Origin of the sequence: Acinetobacter sp. YH18001, assembly GCF_013416975.1 — a bacterium.
In the GTDB taxonomy this organism is placed as follows: Bacteria; Pseudomonadota; Gammaproteobacteria; order Pseudomonadales; family Moraxellaceae; genus Acinetobacter; species Acinetobacter pseudolwoffii.
The window spans coordinates 20,753-39,422 of sequence record NZ_VPEU01000028.1 but is presented as its reverse complement, the minus strand read 5'-3'; the positions used below and the strand labels follow the sequence as shown (position 1 = coordinate 39,422).

At 41.5% G+C, this 18,670-nt stretch carries 22 protein-coding genes and 2 tRNA genes; 12 read left to right on the top strand and 12 right to left on the bottom strand.

From position 1 onward, the window contains the following. Positions 1-461: 461 nt before the first annotated feature. Positions 462-635: a hypothetical protein gene (locus FTV48_RS09975; RefSeq protein ID WP_005097508.1), complete on the top strand. Its 174-nt coding sequence runs from the start codon at positions 462-464 to the stop codon at positions 633-635. 37 nt (positions 636-672) lie between these two features. Here FTV48_RS09975 and FTV48_RS09970 read toward each other — a convergent pair whose 3' ends face one another. After that, entirely contained in the window at positions 673-1,590 is a 918-nt protein-coding gene (locus tag FTV48_RS09970) for a LysR family transcriptional regulator (RefSeq protein ID WP_005097509.1), read from the bottom strand. A 485-nt stretch (positions 1,591-2,075) separates the two neighbouring features. Continuing rightward, a tRNA-Arg gene (locus FTV48_RS09965) sits at positions 2,076-2,151 on the bottom strand. Between the two features lie 178 nt (positions 2,152-2,329). Here FTV48_RS09965 and FTV48_RS09960 point away from each other — a divergent pair. From FTV48_RS09960 to FTV48_RS09930, 7 genes are all read left to right on the top strand, one after another. Next, the gene (locus FTV48_RS09960) at positions 2,330-3,265 is read left to right on the top strand and encodes an ABC transporter ATP-binding protein (protein WP_005170164.1); all 936 of its coding nucleotides are present in this window, start codon (positions 2,330-2,332) and stop codon (positions 3,263-3,265) included. Next, positions 3,262-4,035, top strand: a complete 774-nt coding sequence (locus FTV48_RS09955; RefSeq protein ID WP_005097525.1) for an ABC transporter permease — start codon at positions 3,262-3,264, stop codon at positions 4,033-4,035. Before FTV48_RS09960 ends, FTV48_RS09955 begins: the two co-directional genes overlap by 4 nt. Next, entirely contained in the window at positions 4,035-4,850 is an 816-nt protein-coding gene (queF, locus tag FTV48_RS09950) for an NADPH-dependent 7-cyano-7-deazaguanine reductase QueF (RefSeq protein ID WP_180000185.1), read from the top strand. The genes FTV48_RS09955 and queF overlap by 1 nt, the downstream gene beginning before the upstream one ends. Positions 4,851-4,868: 18 nt before the next feature. Next, positions 4,869-5,522 carry a hypothetical protein gene (locus FTV48_RS09945; protein WP_005170158.1) on the top strand — a complete coding sequence of 218 codons (654 nt, stop codon included), beginning with the start codon at positions 4,869-4,871 and terminating at the stop codon, positions 5,520-5,522. Positions 5,523-5,816: 294 nt separating this feature from the next. Continuing rightward, positions 5,817-6,818, top strand: a complete 1,002-nt coding sequence (gene mltB, locus FTV48_RS09940; RefSeq protein ID WP_074383547.1) for a lytic murein transglycosylase B — start codon at positions 5,817-5,819, stop codon at positions 6,816-6,818. Between the two features lie 290 nt (positions 6,819-7,108). Then, on the top strand, positions 7,109-7,723 hold the full coding sequence (locus FTV48_RS09935; protein ID WP_005097531.1) for a septal ring lytic transglycosylase RlpA family protein: 615 nt from the start codon (positions 7,109-7,111) through the stop codon (positions 7,721-7,723). A 245-nt stretch (positions 7,724-7,968) separates the two neighbouring features. After that, positions 7,969-8,424 (top strand): DUF962 domain-containing protein, encoded by a 456-nt coding sequence (locus FTV48_RS09930; protein WP_005097532.1) that lies wholly within the window; start codon positions 7,969-7,971, stop codon positions 8,422-8,424. Between the two features lie 18 nt (positions 8,425-8,442). On the opposite strand, the gene FTV48_RS15200 is transcribed toward FTV48_RS09930, so the two are convergent. The 4 genes from FTV48_RS15200 to rpsB form a co-directional block, all read right to left on the bottom strand. Continuing rightward, positions 8,443-8,586: a DUF3465 domain-containing protein gene (locus tag FTV48_RS15200; protein WP_347929744.1), complete on the bottom strand. Its 144-nt coding sequence runs from the start codon at positions 8,584-8,586 to the stop codon at positions 8,443-8,445. Continuing rightward, a complete protein-coding gene (locus FTV48_RS15195; RefSeq protein WP_347929327.1) occupies positions 8,552-8,692 on the bottom strand; it encodes a DUF3465 domain-containing protein in 141 nt (46 codons plus the stop codon). The genes FTV48_RS15200 and FTV48_RS15195 overlap by 35 nt, the downstream gene beginning before the upstream one ends. A 410-nt stretch (positions 8,693-9,102) precedes the next feature. Then, positions 9,103-9,978: a translation elongation factor Ts gene (gene tsf, locus FTV48_RS09920; protein WP_005097533.1), complete on the bottom strand. Its 876-nt coding sequence runs from the start codon at positions 9,976-9,978 to the stop codon at positions 9,103-9,105. A 142-nt stretch (positions 9,979-10,120) separates the two neighbouring features. Then, positions 10,121-10,867, bottom strand: a complete 747-nt coding sequence (rpsB, locus tag FTV48_RS09915; protein WP_005097534.1) for a 30S ribosomal protein S2 — start codon at positions 10,865-10,867, stop codon at positions 10,121-10,123. 471 nt (positions 10,868-11,338) lie between these two features. On the opposite strand from rpsB, the gene map reads away from it, so the two are divergent. The 3 genes from map to FTV48_RS09900 all read left to right on the top strand — a co-directional run bounded on the left by map (position 11,339) and on the right by FTV48_RS09900 (position 14,453). Next, on the top strand, positions 11,339-12,166 hold the full coding sequence (map, locus tag FTV48_RS09910; protein ID WP_005097535.1) for a type I methionyl aminopeptidase: 828 nt from the start codon (positions 11,339-11,341) through the stop codon (positions 12,164-12,166). Positions 12,167-12,418: 252 nt separating this feature from the next. Continuing rightward, positions 12,419-13,654, top strand: coding sequence for a pyridoxal phosphate-dependent aminotransferase (locus FTV48_RS09905; RefSeq protein ID WP_005097537.1), 1,236 nt, complete (start codon positions 12,419-12,421; stop codon positions 13,652-13,654). Positions 13,655-14,015: 361 nt separating this feature from the next. Further along, positions 14,016-14,453: a PaaI family thioesterase gene (locus tag FTV48_RS09900; RefSeq protein WP_005170148.1), complete on the top strand. Its 438-nt coding sequence runs from the start codon at positions 14,016-14,018 to the stop codon at positions 14,451-14,453. A 35-nt stretch (positions 14,454-14,488) separates the two neighbouring features. Here FTV48_RS09900 and FTV48_RS09895 read toward each other — a convergent pair whose 3' ends face one another. Further along, positions 14,489-14,944: a hypothetical protein gene (locus FTV48_RS09895; protein WP_180000183.1), complete on the bottom strand. Its 456-nt coding sequence runs from the start codon at positions 14,942-14,944 to the stop codon at positions 14,489-14,491. A 236-nt stretch (positions 14,945-15,180) separates the two neighbouring features. Between FTV48_RS09895 and FTV48_RS09890 the strand changes: the two genes are divergently transcribed. Continuing rightward, positions 15,181-15,256 (top strand) — tRNA-Asn (locus tag FTV48_RS09890). A gap of 91 nt (positions 15,257-15,347) precedes the next feature. Here the strand turns inward: FTV48_RS09890 and FTV48_RS09885 are convergent. The 5 genes from FTV48_RS09885 to FTV48_RS09865 all read right to left on the bottom strand — a co-directional run bounded on the left by FTV48_RS09885 (position 15,348) and on the right by FTV48_RS09865 (position 18,640). Further along, complete coding sequence (locus tag FTV48_RS09885) at positions 15,348-16,181, bottom strand: DUF4198 domain-containing protein (RefSeq protein WP_180000181.1); 834 nt, start codon at positions 16,179-16,181, stop codon at positions 15,348-15,350. A 136-nt stretch (positions 16,182-16,317) separates the two neighbouring features. After that, positions 16,318-16,971 (bottom strand): tRNA-(ms[2]io[6]A)-hydroxylase, encoded by a 654-nt coding sequence (locus tag FTV48_RS09880; RefSeq protein ID WP_180000179.1) that lies wholly within the window; start codon positions 16,969-16,971, stop codon positions 16,318-16,320. A gap of 13 nt (positions 16,972-16,984) precedes the next feature. Beyond that, entirely contained in the window at positions 16,985-17,710 is a 726-nt protein-coding gene (gene pdxJ, locus FTV48_RS09875; protein WP_180000177.1) for a pyridoxine 5'-phosphate synthase, read from the bottom strand. A gap of 13 nt (positions 17,711-17,723) precedes the next feature. Continuing rightward, entirely contained in the window at positions 17,724-18,434 is a 711-nt protein-coding gene (locus FTV48_RS09870) for a DNA repair protein RecO (protein WP_005097545.1), read from the bottom strand. A gap of 11 nt (positions 18,435-18,445) precedes the next feature. Next, positions 18,446-18,640, bottom strand: coding sequence for an NF038104 family lipoprotein (locus FTV48_RS09865; RefSeq protein WP_005097547.1), 195 nt, complete (start codon positions 18,638-18,640; stop codon positions 18,446-18,448). Positions 18,641-18,670 lie beyond the last annotated feature (30 nt).

Below are 18,670 nucleotides of genomic sequence, written 5' to 3'. Positions count from 1 at the left end.
CATTATCAAGACGATATTCCTCCACATTCTGTTCAGTTTTCACCAAAACAGGTTGTGCAAAACTCAGCGCACTACAACCCGACAACAAAATCGCCAAGCTCAATATGTGTTCACATCATCCTTTATTAATTTATTCAGTTTTTTAAAATTTATTTTTTTAAATTATTGAGAATAATAAGCGCTACTCAGAAATTAGCGAACCTCTACAGGAACCGCTGTAATTAGCCGAATTAAAAGTAATTTTCTTATAGATATAATCCATTGTTATTTTGAACATAAAGCACTAATTTTTATTTAAAATGTACTGTATAAACACACTTATAAGCATCACAATTTGTAAAATCAAATCAGTTATAAAACAACAGTGTAATAAAGTCGTTCATATACAATAAACAAATGTACTCAAACCCGATATTAAATCGATCAAAACAAATTTATATTTCTAGAAAAGGTATATTGCGATGACTCATCCAGATGAAAAAATTAATGAAGAATTTCCAGAAGAGGAATTGGACCCACAAGAAAAACAGGATCGAGAGATGCAGCGCGGCCAGCTGGGCGTAGATAAAGACCCTCAGGTAAAAAGAGACCAAATCCGTCAACAACATCAGGATGAAGAGGAACAGAATCCTTAATATTCATATTATTGAGCCTGCTCCTTTGAGATTAGGATCAAGTGTAATACTGTGCCCGCTTTTTAGAGAATCGGTCAAGCTGCTTTAAGAATCCCTCAAAGTAATCTTTCTGTTTTTCTTCAGTTCGATAACCTGCATATAAAGTACGGCGTAAGCCTTCAGGGGCTACACAATCCAGACGGCGCGAAGTCACCCAGCCCTTCTGTTCATATTCATTTACCACCCAATCTGGCAATGCCGCAATCCCACGACCACTGGCAACAAGCTGAATCAGCATTTGAGTCAGATCGGTCGTCCGAATCTGTTTTGGCAAAATATTCGCAGGAATAAACAAGCGTGACATGATATCCAGACGATGCTTATCTACCGGATAAGTTACTAATGTTTCTTCTGCCAGTTCCTGCACCGTAATCTCTTGGGCACGTACTAAAGGATGTGTATTAGACAACACCAAACGTGATTCATATTCAAATACCGGGAAATATTCCACACCTTTGAGTGCAATCGGATCGGCAGTAATCAGTAAGTCAAACTCGCCCGTTTGTAACAATTCATGCGGATTGGCTTCAAAGCCCGAAGCAAAATCCAAATCAACATCTGGATATTGGATACGATACTGATTCAAAAGTGGCATTAGCCAGTCAAAACAACTATGACACTCTGACGAGAATATAATACGGCCTGTCTGTCCATGCACAATACGTGTGATATCACTTTGCGCTATCTGTACTTGTGGTAGCACATCATCAGCCAGTTTCAACAAACGTAAACCTACATTAGAAAAACTCACAGGGCGACTACGGCGATTGACCACTTCAACCCCGAACCATTGATCGAGTTCGCGCAATTGGTGAGACAAAGCTGAAGGTGTTAAACAGAGATCTCCTGCTGCTGCAACCAGTGATCCATGTTCTCTTAGCGCTGTCAGTGTTTTTAAATGTCGTAGTTCTATCATATGGCTTACCCAAAAAAATACAGAAACCAGCTACTCAAGCTTGGTGAATAGCATAATCTATTTCAGGATAATCACTTTAATATTTTCACGTTTAAATTATTTTAATGAATTTTACTCAACAAATAATCTGTTCAAAAATGGGTTTATTAAAACATTTGAGTTATTTCATCCTCAAGATATTCAAGAGTCGTACTCTGCATTGCAATCAGCTCTCGTATTCAAAATATTCAAAGCCGTTGTGAATTAGCGTATCAAATCAAAATATAGAATCAGAATAAGTAAAAGAAAATGAGCATGTCATTTGTTTGTCTGAAAACTTTTAAGATTATTTTTGAGCAGTATCGAATAAAGTGAAAAGACAGAGTTTGAGATTCGATTTAAGCAATGCAATCTATATGGTGGCACTGAATAAAATGTTTTATGAAAAGCAATCTGGTATAAAGATTTAATTTAGAGAGATTTTTATGTTGTAAGAAATAAGAAAATGGTGCGCTCAGCGGGACTCGAACCCACGCCACAGGCTTCGGAGACCTGTACTCTATCCAGTTGAGCTATGAGCGCGCGATGCACATCATAACAAAAAAAATCATAAGGTAAAGCAACTATCTATAACTTCGTCATTTTATGCTTAGACTTTATACAATGTTCCAAAACAGCAACACAGAATTCCATGTGAATCACTTGGCTTATTTTCCAAGATCACTCACAATATCTCAACTTTTCACCATTTGAGATATTCATGACTGATGCACTGATCTTAAGAGATGTGTCAAAGACCTATCGCAATGGCTTTCAGGCATTAAAAGGAATCAACTTAAATGTACCAGAAGGTGAGTTTTATGCACTTCTGGGGCCAAATGGCGCCGGAAAATCCACCACCATCGGTATTATCAGTTCATTAACAAAAAAAACCGCCGGCACAGTCGAAATTTTTGGTCATAACCTGGATACCCATCCCTCCCAAGCCAAACAGTGTTTAGGTGTGGTTCCTCAGGAATTTAACTTCGCCCAGTTTGAAAAAACTTTCGACATTCTGGTGACGCAAGCCGGCTATTACGGGATTCCTAAAAAAATTGCACAGCAACGGGCTGAACTCTATCTGACCAAGCTGGGCCTATGGGAAAAACGTGCAACGCAGGCGCGTATGCTGTCGGGCGGTATGAAACGTCGTTTGATGATTGCACGTGCCATGATGCATGAACCGAAACTTTTGATTCTGGATGAACCAACTGCGGGTGTCGACATCGAATTACGTCGTTCAATGTGGGAGTTTTTGAACGAGATGAATGAGCAAGGGACATCCATCATTCTCACCACCCACTATTTAGAAGAAGCCGAAATGCTGTGTCGCCGCATTGCGATTATCGATCGTGGTGTGATTAAAGAAGACACCAGCATGAAGAGCTTCCTAAGTCAGCTGAATGAAGAATCCTTTATTTTTGATCTTGCAGCACCGATTGAACCTTTGCATCTGGAGATTATCGGGGTACGTTTTAATTTAATCGACCCGATGACCTTAGAAATTACCATGGACAAGGCACATAGCATGAATGATCTGTTCCAGCTATTGGAATCACAGAATATTCAGGTACGCAGTATGCGTAACAAATCCAATCGTCTGGAAGAGCTTTTTGTCAAAATGGTCGAAAAAAATCTGGATGGAGCTGCGCAATGAACATTAATCAACTCAGCGTAGCTTTATATACCATTGTATATAAAGAAGTCCGCCGTTTTATGCGGATCTGGCCGCAAACCTTGTTACCACCTGCCATCACCATGAGCTTGTATTTCGTGATTTTCGGCAATCTGATCGGTTCGCGGATTGGAGACATGGGCGGCTATAGCTATATGGAGTTCATTGTGCCCGGTCTGATCATGATGGCCGTGATTACCAACAGCTATGCCAACGTCTCTTCCAGTTTTTTCAGTTCAAAATTTCAAAAGAGTATTGAAGAGCTGGTCATGAGTCCAGTACCGATGCATGCCATTCTTTGGGGACATGTGCTGGGCGGTGTGATTCGTGGAGTACTGGTGGCGATTATTGTTAGTGCCGTAAGTTTGTTTTTTGCGGATCTATACATTACCAACTGGTTTGTGACGATTTATACCGTATTGATTACCTCCCTGCTGTTTTCTTTGGGTGGTTTTATCAATGCCGTCTATGCCAAATCTTTTGATGATATTTCGATTATCCCGACCTTTGTTTTAACGCCACTGACTTATTTAGGCGGTGTGTTTTATGCAATTTCTGCCTTAAGTCCATTCTGGCAAAATTTATCTTTGATCAACCCTGTGGTGTATATGGTCAATGCCTTCCGCTATGGCATTTTAGGACATAGCGATGTCAATGTAACTGTTTCACTTGCAGTGGTCACCTTATGTTGCGGCCTGCTCTATGCATTGGCCTATCATTTACTCTCCCGTGGTTCAGGAATGCGTGAATAATGAGTGTAGAACAATCTCTTCTTGGTAAAGACACCAATTACCCGACAGAATATCAGCCGGATGTTCTGTTTCCGATTTCGCGCGCACCTGCTCGTGAACAATACGCGCATGTCGACGCGATTCAGCAAGGCACCGACTGGTGGCATGTTTTTGAAATTTCCTGGTTAAATTCAGCCGGTGTGCCGCAAGTCGCAATTGGACGGATCAGCCTGCCTGCTTCTTCGCCGAATCTGATTGAATCCAAATCACTCAAGCTTTACTTTAATAGTTTGAATTTTGCCAAATTTGAATCTCAAGCTGACTTTATCACCACGGTGGAAAAAGATTTATCTGCTGCGGCTGGCGCAGAGATTACGTTAGATTTATTTCAGGTTGATGACTTGGAAGTTGCCCAACCTGAAGGCATCTGCATTGATGAACTAATTCCGGAACGTCTGGAAAATCATCCTGATGCGAGTCTTTTGGCTCTGGATGCGAACCATACCGAAGAAGTTGAAATCCAGCTGTATTCACATTTATTAAGAAGTAACTGCCCAGTCACTGGACAACCGGATTGGGGTACAGTATTTATACGCTATCAGGGCAAAAAACCTTGTTATAAGAGTATTTTGGCTTATATTATTTCTTATCGTCAGCATAACGGTTTTCACGAACAATGCGTGGAGCAGATGTTTGCCGATCTCTGGCAACAACTGAAACCGGAAAAGCTGATGGTCTACGCAACCTATACACGCCGCGGTGGATTGGATATCAACCCTTGCCGTGTATCGGATTTAACATGGATGCCTCGCCCTATTCGATTAGCGCGACAATAAAAACATTGAGGTTTAACAATGCCATTTTTTGGTTTTATTCCTTCTGCAGAGCTTTTAAATACAATTCAGACTGCACAACAAAATAAAAATTCAAATGAGCCGCTTTACCCACTCCGTGATAAAACCGCATTGATGATTAATGATGAAATTATTGATGCGATTCTCACGGAACTGGTGCGTCGTTTTCCTGCAAGTGATAAGCGCGATACTGCGGAAAAACTGGCGGGCTATATCAAGTCAACTGTGGCGGTATTGCTGAAACAGTTATTGAGTAAAGCGCCGAATGATGTGGTGAAGCAATCTATTGCTTTCTCTGAACGCAGTCTGTTTAAAGACCCTGAAGGACAGATCCGTATTGGTGAGTCGCTGGATGCCAATCTGGTGACCAATTTAAAACATCATTATGCGGAACTAAAAGCCGGTCAGAGTATCGACAAACAAACGTTTAGCAATCTATATAAGCAGTTTGGTGAAGCGACGGTACGTCACTTTATGGTCGATTTTAATAAGACCTTGGATCTTGGCATGATCAAACGCAAGGCAGCAGATATTGGTGCTTCTGCTGTGATTAAGGCCATCAATATGGCTGCAGATAAAATCATTCTCAATCTGAACAAGGATGAGCTTCGCGCCATGGCTGAATATCATGACACCTTGTTCTATACAGAATAGGTTTGCATAGAATCATCTAAGAGTGATTTTTTAAAATTAGCCTGACTTCGGTCAGGCTTTTTTATGTTCAATGAAATAGCTTGTTACAGATAAGCAGCTCCACAAGGCAAACTGACGTAAAAATAGCCAGTCTTTCACTATTTTTGTATATGCATCTAGGTCTCTTAATCATCCGAATGTTATCTTTAATCTGGTTTTTACAGCCTCATGATTGAAAAAATTTCTCAATCTTTTTCATGGCATGATTCAAATAACATTGCCCGCAACTTATCAAAAATTGGAAATCGTACCAAGATGTTGAAATCGAATTTTTATAAAAAATTTAAACAGCTTTCAATCGCATTGACCGCATTCGGTCTCAGCAGTTTCAGTCTGGCCAACGATTTCCAATCTCATCCCTCTTATGCCAGTTTTAAACAGACTGCCATGCAAAATTATGGGCTGAGTGCCCAGCAAGTCGATTCAGCCATGAACGGGGCGCGTAACCTGCCCAATATCATCAATATTATGAATCGTCCAGGTGAAAGCAAGCCTTGGTATTCTTATAAAACCAACTTTCTGGCTGAGTCGACCATTCAACGCGGTGTGCGCTTTAAACAGCAATATGCGGAAACGCTGAATCGCGCTGAACAGCAGTTTGGTGTACCACAGTCAATCATTCTCGGGATTTTAGGGGTAGAAACCGGCTTTGGTACCAATAAGGGTTCTTTTGTCACCCGTGATGCGCTGGCCACCTTAGGTTTTGGTTATGAGCGTCGTGCCCAGTATTTTCAAGATGAACTGGCGGCATTAATTGCCTGGTCTTATAAAGATGGCGTTTCAGCTTCTTCTATCGTCGGCTCTTATGCAGGTGCGGTCGGTTATCCACAATTCATGCCAAGTAATATTCCAAAATTCGGCGTGGACTACGATGGTAACGGACATATTGACCTGCGTAATTCAGCAGTAGATGCGATTGGCTCGATTGCCAACTATTTAGCCCAGCATGGCTGGCAGCGTAATCAACCGATTGCTTTTCCGGCCCGTTATAGTGGCTCGAACCCGGATGCGGTAATTGCCAAAGATCTGACTCAACCTAGCCCATATGGTGTGTTAAAAACACAAGGGATTAGCCCAATGAATCCTATTGTTCAAATTGACGATCTAGACTTGGTCAATGTAATTCAATTACAAGAAAATTATGGGCATATTTACTATATTACTTATCCAAATTTTCAAGTGATTACTACTTATAATCGCAGCCGAATGTATGCCACTGCATTGTGGTTATTAGGTACAGAAATTACTAGCCGTTAACATGAGAATTTAATACAAATTATTAAAGTCAACATTTTTATGAGTGATTATGAGCAAATATTGATCAATTTTAATATTGTGTTACAATATTGATCATATTTTAATCACTCATTGTTTATTTTAAGTTCTTTTTTAAACTATTTTAATTAAACACTAGACAGGATATTGCAGGCATGAATATTATCCATTTCGTTAAATGTAGTTGCATAAGTTAAATATCAGGCGTGTTTACATGGTTTTTCAGTTACTTATGAACAAATCCATGCGATATGCTGTTAGGAGTTGATTCGATGCATTCTTCAATTTTGAAGTATTTTATGGCTATTGCCACGATAGTCACACTGACGCAATCGCAGGCAGATATGGTTCCGTCATCTTCGTTTAATCACGAAAATGACAATTCGCGCCTTGCAACGCGTGTATTAAATAAAGAAGCTCAAAGCTTCAATTCAAATTTCACCAATTTGAACAGCCTTTCAATCACTGAGCGTTCTGGCGATAAAGTTCGCCGTGAAACCATTGCAGCGAAAATTGAAATTCCTGCAGAAGAGCCTTCAGTGATTGAAAAACTGAATACCGTGGCTTCTAATACTGTACGCAAGTTCAGTCAGACAGGTACAGCCTCTTGGTATGGTCGCCAGTTCCACGGCCGTAAAACTGCAAGCGGTGAAACCTTTGACATGAATGCAATGACTGCTGCTCATCGTAGCCTGCCATTGAACTGTTATATTCGTGTGACCAATAGAAATAATGGTAAAAGCGTAGTGGTTAAAGTCAATGACCGCGGCCCATTCCATGGTAACCGTGTCGTCGATTTATCTTATGGCGCAGCGAAGAAACTCGGCATTACCAATGCCGGTGTTGGCAATGTCAGTATTGAGCGTGTCGCTGGTCCAAATTCTTAAGATTTAACTTGCAATACATTTAACCAAAAGCCACAGTAATGTGGCTTTTTTATTAACTTCAAGTTATAGAAAAATGACAATCAATCTATAGTTCCTCTTATCTCCGGCTACCTGTCCATTACAGCTTGAATGTTGCAAATTCGCCAAATAAAATTCACGTTCTGGCACGATTAACTTTTGACCAAACCTAGATTCTGCTTTATATTTTCAGGCAAGCACAACGTATTCATGGAATGGAGCGAATAATGAAAACAATATCTGAATGGCTGGATGAATATAGTGACAGTCATCAAAACAAAACCAATAAGCTGATTCACTGGGTCTGCGTACCGACTATCTATTTTTCGATTATTGGCATTATTGCGCACTTTAGTGCTTTACTGACCGCCCTTCTGCTAGCTCTGGCTTTTATTTTCTATGCCCGACTAGATATTGTTTTGGCAGTTGCAATGGCTGCTTTAACATTGATCATGGCCTGGTTAATCTGGATTCTGCCAGTCGGTGCCGGTTTTTATGTTGGCCTATTTGTTTTTGCCTGGATTGGTCAGTTTTATGGCCACAAAGTGGAAGGCAAAAAGCCATCTTTCTTTAAAGACCTTCAATTCCTTCTTATTGGCCCGATTTGGTGCATGGATGCTTATTTAGCTAAAGTAGCACCTTCCTGGAAAAGTCGCCAGATACGAGACATGAAGAGCATTTAGCAGCATTCTTCATTTTTTCTAATGAGAAGAACCTTCTTGATAGGTTCTTCCTTGATGTTTTAACCGGCCATACACATGTTTTCGGGCACAATCATGATGCATCCAGTGCGCCACATCCCCCTTCTCGCTATTTATATTCACTATAAAATTCGACAATATCATCTTTTTGAATCGAACCAATGCCGGGTGCGGAATCGATATTATATGTCACCAATACAATTTGATCATTCAAGCATGAACTCTTAATAGCGTGATCCTTTATGATCATCACCTAACGTTGCAATCATTGTTCGATAAGATCGAACCCCAATAGCACCCTGATGATGTTGAAAAGCAGTCTAAATTTTATTGAGATCATCTTGAGACATAGCTTCAAAATGAGTGTCGGTGTGGCGACTTGGCTGACTTTGTGTTAAGGAGCTCCACTCAAACTGGTTTTGCTAGGTATCAACACAGATATACAGCAATCAATAAGCAATCATCGCCCCAATACCCATGTCGGTTTTATATGCGCTATTAATGATTTTCAATTCTTTAAATTTCGTTGATTTTATCACGCGCACTTTCTAAGCAAACTCGCATTTTCCAAGAAAAACTACCGCTTTCGACTTATTGTATTTTTATGCAGATATAAAAAAAGCCCCACAAAGTGGAGCTTCTTTATAATTCGTTACCGAATTATTGAGCAGCAGCCTGAGCAGCAGCAACTTCTTCTGCGAAACTCATTTCAGCTTTCTTCTCGATACCTTCACCAACTTCGAAACGAACGAATTCAGCTACAGTAGTACCTGTTGCTTTAAGAACGTCAGCAACTTTCTTGTCGTTGTCGATTACGTACATTTGACGCTCAAGAACAACTTCGTTCAAGTATTTCTCGACAGAACCCACAACCATCTTCTCAACGATGTTTGCTGGCTTGCCAGATTCAAGTGCTTTCGCTTCAGCAATTTCTTTCTCTTTCGCGATAAGCTCAGCAGAAACGCCTTCAGCATTTACAGCGACTGGGTTGAACGCAGCAACGTGCATTGCCAAGCCTTTACCAGTTGCTTCATCACCAGTATAAGAAACAACAACACCGATACGAAGACCGTGTTTGTAAACTGCAAGGTTAGCACCTTCAACAATTTTCGCACGACGTACTTGGATGTTTTCACCGATTTTTTGAACAAGAGCGATACGCGCTTCTTCTACAGTTGCACCATCTTCTAGTTTCAATTCAGCGATTTGAGCAGGATCAGTTACGTTTGCAGCAAGTGCAGCAGCTGCAACTTTCGCAGAGAAACCAGCAAAGTTTTCATCTTTTGCAACGAAGTCAGTCTGGCAGTTTACTTCTAAAAGAAGTGCTTTGTTGCCTTCTTGAGCAATCGTGATCGCGCCATCAGCAGCGATGTTACCCGCTTTTTTAGCAGCTTTCGCTTGACCAGATTTACGTAGGTTATCGATCGCTAATTCAACGTCGCCGCCCGCTTCTGTCAAAGCTTTTTTACATTCCATCATTGCAAGACCAGTACGATCGCGCAATTCTTTAACCATGCTTGCTGTAACTGCAGTCATGTTTATCTCCTAAATTCGGTAGAAAATGAATTCTTTTTAGAACAGAAACGGCCCAGAGGAGTTCTCATGGGCCGCCTGCATACATAACGCTTACTTTGCCACCATCACATGTCGCAAAAATGACAAGCTTGCGTCAAACGCATTAAGCCTCAGAAGCTGGAGCTTCTTCTGCTTTAGCTTGTGCATTCGCTTGTGATTGAGCATATTCTTTACCAGCAAGAATCGCATCAGCCATAGCAGAAGCATACAGTGTTACTGCACGGATCGCATCATCGTTACCCGGAATAACGTAATCTACGTTGTCTGGGTTAGAGTTTGTATCAACGATACCGATTACAGGAATACCAAGGTTCTTCGCTTCTTTGATTGCAATTGCTTCGTGATCAACGTCGATTACGAATAATGCGTCAGGTAAACCACCCATGTTTTTCACGCCGCCAAGACCGCGTTCAAGTTTTTCCATCTCACGAGTACGTTCTAAAGCTTCACGTTTAGTTAGCTTAAGGAAAGTACCGTCTTGAGATTGAGTTTGAAGGTCTTTTAGACGATTGATAGATTGGCGAAGTGTTTTCCAGTTCGTCAACATACCACCTAACCAGCGGTGATCAACATATGGTTGACCAGCACGTTGCGCTTGTTCACGGATGATTGCAGAAGCTGCGCGCTTAGTACCAACAAACAAAACTTTGTTCTTTTTGCTCGCCAAGTTGTTAGCAAAGTTCAAAGCATCATTTAACGCAGGAACAGTGTGCTCAAGGTTGATGATGTGAATTTTGTTACGCGCACCAAAGATGTAATCGCGCATTTTTGGGTTCCAAAAACGTGTTTGGTGACCAAAGTGTGCGCCTGCTTGTAGAAGGTCGCGCATGCCTACGTTGTAATCTGCCATTTTCTTTACCTTAAAGTTTGGGTTAGGCCTCCATATACCCGCATTCTCCACCCAAGAGATTGCTGTCATTTTATCAGTGGTTGCGACAGAGGACATTTTTTAGCGATACAAGGCATGAATAGTGAGATTTAACATTCTAAATAAACTATTCATAACGCAGTAGCGTCAAAAAACGTCCCTGTCCCGAAGGGTTGTAGCTAAAATCCCCTCATACTTCGTTATGAAACTCGATAAGGGAATACCATTACCATCGTTTCATGCCTCGCATGACGAAATTTTAGCTGACAACGCAACTCACATATAAAGTGACAACAATCCCTAGAAGCACCCAGAGTAATGTGTCGATATATGTGCGGATTTTTTGTCCCATCGCACAAAGCCCGTGAAATTTATTCACGAAAAAGCATTTGATAAAATGGGCGGCTATTTATACCATAGTCACACACAAATTTCCAAAAGTTTTTAGAGATCATGAACAACACTTACCAAGCGCCACGTCGACTTATCAAAACCCCTGACGAAATTGAAAAAATGCGTGTGGCAGGGCGACTGGCGGCAGAAGTATTGGATATGATCAAACCGCATATTGTTCCAGGTGTTACTACGCTAGAACTTGATACGATTTGTCATGACTATATTGTTAACCAACAACAAGCCATTCCAGCCTGCTTAGGTTATGGTGCAGCACCAGGTCGGCCTGCTTTCCAGCATGTGATTTGCACTTCTGTGAATCATGTGGTGTGTCACGGCATTCCATCGGATAGCAAAAAATTGAAAAAAGGTGACATTCTGAATATCGATGTCACTGTGATTAAAGATGGCTATCATGGCGATACCAACATGATGTACATCGTCGGTGGTGAAACGTCTATTCTTGCTAACCGTCTATGTAAAGTAGCGCAAGAAGCCATGTACCGGGGTATTGAAACTGTAAAACCAGGGTCAACCATTGGTGATATTGGCCACGTGATTCAAAAATATGTCGAATCTGAACGTTTTGGTGTGGTACGTGAATATTGTGGTCATGGAATTGGCACGACTTTCCATGACGAACCGCAAGTATTGCATTACGGCCAGCCAGATACCGGGATGATTTTAGAAGAAGGCATGACTTTTACCATTGAGCCTATGGTGAATGGTGGCGACTGGAAAACCAAATTACTGGGTGACAAATGGACGGTGGTCACCAAAGACCATTCATTGTCAGCACAGTATGAACATACCCTGCTCGTCACTAAAACAGGGGTTGAAATCTTAACCGCGCGTCCGGATGAAGATCTGTCACGCTTTAATAAATAAGTACCAAGACAACACCACAAAATGGTCACTATAAAGTGGCCATTTTTAGTTTATATTGACTGGCTTATGGGGGTTTACTTGATAACTCAAGCCTTTTAACTGTTGTCCCTTGGCATCGGAGTTCAAGATAAAGCTCTGCAAGTACACCATTTTTTCCTCAAAGTTTTCCAAATTCTTTTGCCCCATGCCTCGCATTTTAAGCTAAGATAATGTGCTTTTTATTTTTTAATCCCTATAAGAAGGAATACTGCCGTGGACGTACGTCTCTCTGATCGTGTAAATGCCATCAAACCGTCCCCAACGCTTGCTGTGACTAACAAAGCTGCTGAATTAAAAGCTGCAGGTCATAATGTTATTGGTTTGGGCGCAGGTGAGCCAGATTTTGATACACCGCAACACATCAAAGATGCAGCAATTGCAGCGATTAACAACGGTTTCACCAAATACACCGCTGTTGACGGTACGCCAGGTCTTAAAAAAGCCATTATTGCTAAATTGAAACGTGACAATCACCTAGACTACGCAGCAAACCAGATTCTGGTTTCTTGTGGTGGTAAACAATCATTCTTTAACCTGTCTTTGGCTTTGTTGAACAAAGGTGATGAAGTCATCATCCCTGCACCTTTCTGGGTCAGCTACCCGGATATGGTGATCATCGCTGAAGGCGTACCTGTGATTGTGAAATGTGGTGAAGAACAGCGTTTCAAAATCACACCTGAACAACTAGAAGCTGCCATCACCGACAAAACGCGTTTAGTGGTATTGAACAGTCCATCTAACCCGACTGGCATGATCTACACCAAAGAAGAACTTCTTGCTTTGGCCGAGGTACTGCGTAAATACCCTGAAGTATTCATCGCATCTGATGACATGTATGAACCGATTCGTTGGGAAGATGAGTTCTATAACATCGCCACTGTTGCACCAGACCTGTATGACCGCACAATCGTGTTAAACGGTGTATCTAAAGCCTATGCAATGACTGGCTGGCGTATTGGCTATGCAGCGGGCCCTGCCAAACTGATCGGTGCGATGAAAAAAATCCAGTCACAATCCACTTCAAATCCAACTTCAATTTCACAAGTTGCTGCCGAAGCTGCATTGAATGGTCCTCAAGATGTTCTTGAGCCAATGATTGAAGCATTCAAACGTCGTCATGACCTGGTTGTGAAAGGCTTGAATGACATCAATGGTATTTCTTGCTTACCTGCGGATGGTGCATTCTATGCATACGCAAACATCAAGCCGTTGATTCGTGCCAAAGGTTTGAAATCTTGCACAGAATTCTCTGCTTGGTTACTGGAAGAAACTGGCGTTGCCGTTGTTCCTGGCGATGCATTCGGTCTGGGCGGTTTCATGCGTATTTCTTATGCAACTGCAGATGAAGTGTTGGTTGATGCACTTGCGCGCATCAAGAAAGCTGCTGATTCAATCGAAGGCGTTGACGCTGCGATTGCTTCAATCGAAGCTGAAAAAGCGGCACAATAATCAACTCGCTTGATTTAAAAACCCGCGTTGATCGCGGGTTTTTTATGCCATTCCAAGATGCTTTTGATAACGTATTTTAAGCAGAACAAACAAATGATCGCAGCCAAAGTGTATGCCACACATAGCATTGATCGAAATTCCTGAATATCTAAAGTATCTCTATTTCCGGTAGAAATAGCACTCTCCTGCTATCTGCAATAGCATTAAAAAAATAAATATTTTAACCACAATAACTTTTAACCCTCCAAGATAACAATTACCTTCGGCAACATCTCATTAAAAAATATGTCACTTGCTATTATTGATGTTTCACTTTTAAATAAAATCGAAACAGCTAAAGAATAATCACAGGAAAAGCAGAATGAATCCAAAAGAAATGAACGGTTTGGCCTTATTACAAGCGATGCGAGATGGGAAAATTCCCGCTCCAAGCATTAGCGAAACCATGTCGATGCAACCTGCCGTTATCCAAAGCGGATACGTAGAATTTAAAGTCAAAGCCGATCACCGGCATTTAAATCCGCTTGGTGGCGTGCATGGTGGTTTTGCAGCAACTGTTTTAGACACGGTGACAGGCTGTGCGATTCATACTTTACTCGAAGCAGGGGTCGGTTATGGCACGATTGATCTGAATGTTAAAATGTGCCGACCGATTCCTCAAGACCAGCAGCTTAAAGCGACCGGACAATCAATTAACCTCAGTAAAAATCTGGGTATTGCTGAAGGTCGGATTCTGGATGAAGAAGGCCGTTTATATGCCCATGCCACTGCGACCTGTATGATTATTCGCCCTGAATAACCAAGAGAACCTATGGCCAGCATTCAATCGATGACCTAAGCAATATTGCCCTTCGTCTGTCCGGCTTGAACACAAGCGATCTGTGGTCGGCTTAAGCCCTGAAACTCAAAATAATGCTTGGACACATTGGCCAGCTCTACATCTTGTATTTGCGCTGTCGATGCCTGCCAAGCTTTGGATTGATTGGTACCGGTCAAAAGATTACCTGAAATGGCATAGATATATAATTCTTTGCTTTGCTCTTTCAGATAATCGGCATTCAAAAACACTTCAAAGCTAAATTGACGTTCAGTTTCTACCAACCATTTTTCTGCAAACCACAATTGCAGCAAATCACCTAGATACAAGGACTGTTGCGCCAAGGGCCATAGCTTAATATGAGCATCTGTAACAGGAATATAATACTGTGCTGGATCTGCAATAATCTGCAGATAGTTTTCTTGATAATAAGTGAGTTGAGAGAAAATTTGAAGGATGCTGAGCGTATTCATTCGCTGTCTCCGGTTTAGCCATTTTTGTGCTGGCAAGTAGGTTTAAATCCACACTGTTTGACCATTTGGTCAAACGACTTTATGGTTTTAATCTAGCAAGTGAAATTTATTCTGACAAGTATTTTTCGTAAAATTTATGCAATTGTCTAAATTAAAAACAGACAGGCTGAATTTGTTATAAATATGACAGTTTTTGCTTGACCCCTGTCAAAATCCCTCTATAATCGCTTTCAGATTCTCCAATAGCTCAGTCGGTAGAGCGACGGACTGTTAATCCGCAGGTCCCTGGTTCGAGCCCAGGTTGGAGAGCCAAATACTAAAAAGCCCACTTATAATGAAGTGGGCTTTTTTTCGTTTAATATTTTATAAAAAGAGCCCGAGATGATTCAGGCTCGTTTTTGGCTTAATCCATCACATTAAAAGCCAAGGTATACTTATAACGCTTTAAATCATTCTTTTTTATGTCGAAAGGCTGCTGATAATCAATTTTCATTAAGTACTGGCCTTTTTCCTGCATATTAAAGTTGAGTAACCCTTGCGCATCTGTTGTGAGCGCTTTATAGATTTTTTTATCACGACTAAAATCTGTCGTTTGTGCCAAAATCTCAACGTTTAAATTCGCAACTCCTTTTTTATCATCCAGTACTTTCAATTGAATCGCTTGAGATTTTTTAAATGCATTTGGATGCGTGATAAATTGAACATCAAAGCCAGCATGGATATGCTGAATGACCTGATTCGACGTCACACGCCGTGAGACAAAGGTTTCAATAATATCGATAGTCTGCACAGTTTTCTGTGGCATGTTTTTCTTCAGCGCTTGCTGATAAATCACATTTTGATTGGTCGCTTGATTGGCCTTTGGGACAGCACTTAGAACCATTTTCCATTTTTGAGCAACCTGTGCATACTTTAGGCTATTCCCCTGTTTCTCGCCACGAATCCGATAAGTACCCTCTTGTTTATTTTCCAGACTATAACTACTTAGGGTTTGTGTTTTGGTCCATGCATCATCTGCAAGATAAATCTTTTGACCTGTAGGCATATGATAATGAAAATTAAAGTTTTTAATCGCCACTTCCGAGGCAAATGGATTGTCATAAAACCCAGATACAATCGCTGTGTGATTGTTAAAAGTTTGATAACTTAGTGGGGCAACATAAGGATAGTGTGCAAAGACTGTATTGCTGATCGCTCCCAAGATCAAAAAAGGCATGACTTTTACCAGCTTATTCATTATTTCATCATCGTTATTAAGAAATCTGCTGTATTTTATGGATTAAGCCTGTAGATGTAAATAATTCTCATTTATATGTTTGCTCTGAATATAAAAAATCCCCCATGAATGGAGGATTTTTAAATGTTCACTGCAATTAAGCCGCTTGAGCCGGAACACCGCTATGGAAACGGAAAGTGTCATCTGGTGTCAGAATCAGCTGCTTTTCAACGTTACGAATATGATCAATCCGGCTTTGAATATCCTCTTGCGGATTTTTCAATTTTGCCGTGGTCGCCACATCCATCGCCAAAGCCAGATAGTCCTCAAAGTGACGAGATTCAGACTTAAGCAAGTAACGGTAATAACGTGCCAACTCATCATCCACACGCGAAGCCAGCGCGTAGAAACGCTCACAAGAGCGTGCTTCCACAAAAGCACCAATCACCAAGACATCAATCAAGGCTTCAGGTTCAAAAGTCCGGATTTCTTTGCGCAAGCCACCGGCATAACGTCCCGCACTTAAGTTCTGCCAGGCCTGTCCACGTGTATTCATCAGTTCAAGCACTTGTTCATAATGCAGCATTTCTTCACGCACTAACTGCGCAAGCTTCACCTGTAAATCGACAAAGTAACTATAGCGAAACATCAGGTTCATGGCCGTGCTGGCTGCTTTTTTCTCACAATTGGCATGATCTTGCATCAAGATTTCAAGATTTTCGACTGCCACATTCAGCCATGCCTTGGGCGTTTCACACCCCAGGAAAGCAATCACCGGCTGCATCAGTTCATCATAATTAATATTTGACATAACGACTCTGGTCTTACCGCGCTGACTTAATCACAGCTTTCATTTGCTGAACGGCTTGTGCCAGACCTAAAAATACAGCATCTGCAATTAATGAGTGGCCAATATTAAGTTCATGAATCTGTGGAATCGCCGCAATTGGCGTTACATTATCGAGGTTTAAACCATGACCGGCATTCACTACCAGACCTTTCGATGCGGCATATTCAGCGCCTTTAATAATGCGCTCAAGCTCAGCCTGCTGGGCCTCAGGCGTTTCTGCATCGGCATAAGCCCCAGTATGAATCTCGATGGTCGGTGCACCACAAGCAACTGCTGCATCAATTTGGGCAAAATCGGCATCAATAAACAAAGACACATCACAACCAATCGCCGCCAGTTCTTGCGTAGCTGCTTTGACTGATTCGAAATGGGTCACCACATCCAGACCACCTTCAGTGGTGACTTCCTGACGTTTTTCAGGGACAAAACAGACATGATGCGGTTTAATTTCCTTGGCAAAAGCGACCATCTCATCTGTTACCGCCAGCTCGAGGTTCATACGGGTTTTCAGTGCAGGACGCATACGACGAACATCTTCATCCTGAATGTGACGACGGTCTTCACGCAAGTGCAAGGTAATGCCCTCTGCCCCGGCCTGCTCACAGATCAATGCAGCATTGACTGGGTCTGGGTACGTTGTACCACGTGCTTGTCTTAATGTTGCGACATGGTCAATATTGACACCAAGTAATGCAGCCATAATCTTTTCCTAACTACGTTTGAGATTGAGAGTTTTGAATCCAGAGTTGCCGACTTTTTAATGGTCGATCACCCAATAAGGCCGTGATCACCTGTCGATACAGTTTCGTCAACAATTGTAACTGTTCCGGATTAAAATCCCCACCATTTTCATGATCTAGCATACTTAAAATCTGCTGACCTGACATGGTAGAGCGTAATGCTTTGGCCGATGGCATAAAACCGGCATTGAGCTGAAAATAATAGTGTTGTAACGGATCGATTTTTACCTGATGAGCATCTAGGGAAAAATCCAGACCATAACCGAGTTCTTCCAGCAAGATATGTTCAAATTGCCGCAAAATCTGTTTTAAGTATAAATTGGGATTAGATTGTTCTGATAATTGCTGCAATGCAGTTAATGTCTCTGCATATTTGGCAAAGGTTTGCGGCATTTCCACTTCTAGAGGGCACAAACGTAACAGAACTTCATTCAGGTAAAAGCCTGAAAAAAAGGCATCGCCAAAAAAGAAAATCGGCTGATTGACAATTTCCAGCTTGGTAAAGTTTTTGAGTTCTGATTTTCCGGTGGCTTGCAAACTGATGGGCTGATATTGCGGCGGCGGTGTTTGCCGGAGAATGCCATCCATACGACCGTATTCCTGGGTAAATAAATGCACAATATGGCTGCGCTCACGGTACTTACGATGATGAATCAAATAACCATGCAGTACTTCGTTACGCATAAGCGGACACTTTAATCCTTATCTTTTTTTGATTTTTTATCATCGTCGTCATCTCCATCCGGGATGACTGCGCCCACAACAGCCGCAGTGCCTTTGACTGCGACTTTTGTGGTTTTATAAGCCACCTTGACAGGAACCGTGACCACTTTATGGATACAGCCTTGCAAGAATAAAACACATGCAAGCACTGCCAACACTTTCATCATCACGAAATTCCTTAAAGGGGCTTATTAATT